Source organism: Mesorhizobium sp. M4A.F.Ca.ET.020.02.1.1, assembly GCF_004022645.1.
Classification (GTDB): domain Bacteria; phylum Pseudomonadota; class Alphaproteobacteria; order Rhizobiales; family Rhizobiaceae; genus Mesorhizobium.
This window is the reverse complement of sequence record NZ_RZOI01001136.1, coordinates 1-1,165: the sequence shown is the minus strand read 5'-3', so window position 1 is coordinate 1,165 and position 1,165 is coordinate 1. Positions and strand designations below refer to the sequence as shown.

Sequence of the window (1,165 nt, the reverse complement as noted above, 5' to 3'; positions counted from 1 at the left end):
CCAGCCGCTGGCCGGGCGCAAGCAGGGCCTGGAGACGGCGGCCATCGGCAGCCGCCACGATACCGATCTGCGCCAGCCGGCGGGCAAGCTGGGAGGGCGCGCGCACGACGCTGGCAAGGCTCTTCACGCCGTCGGGCAGCGCTGCATCGCCCGGCTGGATCGCGCTCTCGCCCCAATGCACCGGCGCGCTGCGGTCGAGCGGCACGTCGAGATCCTCGCCGAGGGCGGCGCCCAGCGCGGTCTCGTAGCCGCGCTCGACGCTGAGCTGCTCCAGCACGGACGGGAAAAGATCGCCGCTGGCGGCATTCAAAATCTTGGAAAGCGTGCGGGCTTCGGTCTCGATGCGCTGCAACTCCGCCTTGGCGTCCTGTAGCGGCGGGCGGGCGGCGCTTTCGGAGCCGCGCGCCTCGGCGACGGCCTGCTCGGCGGCGATGGCGCCGGCCTCGCTCTCTTCCAGGCGGGCGAGCGCGTCCTCGACCAGCAGCCGCTTCTCGGCCGGATCGGGCAGGCCGGAAATGCGGGCGACGATGTCGGAAAGCTCGCGGTCGACCTCGGCGAGCTGGCGGGCAAAGCGGTCGCGACGCTCGGCGGTCTCGCGCAGTGTTCGTTCGATCTGATGCCGCGAGGCGGCGGCCTCGGCCCGTTCGGCGGTCAGCGCGGCAAGCTTTGCTTCGCTCTGCGAGAGCGTCGCCCCGGCCTGTTCGAAGGCGGCGCGCGTCGTGGCCTCGCGCTCGGCGGCACCGGCATTCTCGGAGTTGAGCGAAGCTTCCTCGGCGCGAAGGCGCTCCAGGATATCCGCATTGTCGCGCACCATGCGCTCCTCGCGGGCCATGTCGCCGTCGAGCTGCTGCAGCCGGCGCTCAAGCTCGACCTGGCGGGAGCGGATGCGGCCGGCCTCTTCCTCGATCTGTGTCTTGGCGATCGACAGGCGCTGGAAGGCGGCGGCGGCGGCAGCTTCGGCGTCGCGCAGGTCCGGCAGCCTGTGGGCGCCGATGCCTTGTTCCCTGGCGGCGGCCATCTGCGCGGCGGCGCGGTCTCCGACCAGCGTCGTCGCGGCGGCAAGTGCCGAACGCGCGTCGCCCTCCTGGGTCTTGGCCAGCGTCCAGCGCAGATGTAGCAGCGTCGCCTCGGCCTTGCGGATATCGGCCGACAGGTTCTTGAAGCG

1 pseudogene is annotated in these 1,165 nt (G+C 72.1%); it reads right to left on the bottom strand.

The features are described 5' to 3' along the window. A pseudogene (locus tag EN742_RS35465) lies at window positions 1-1,165 on the bottom strand (chromosome segregation protein SMC); the annotation flags it as partial.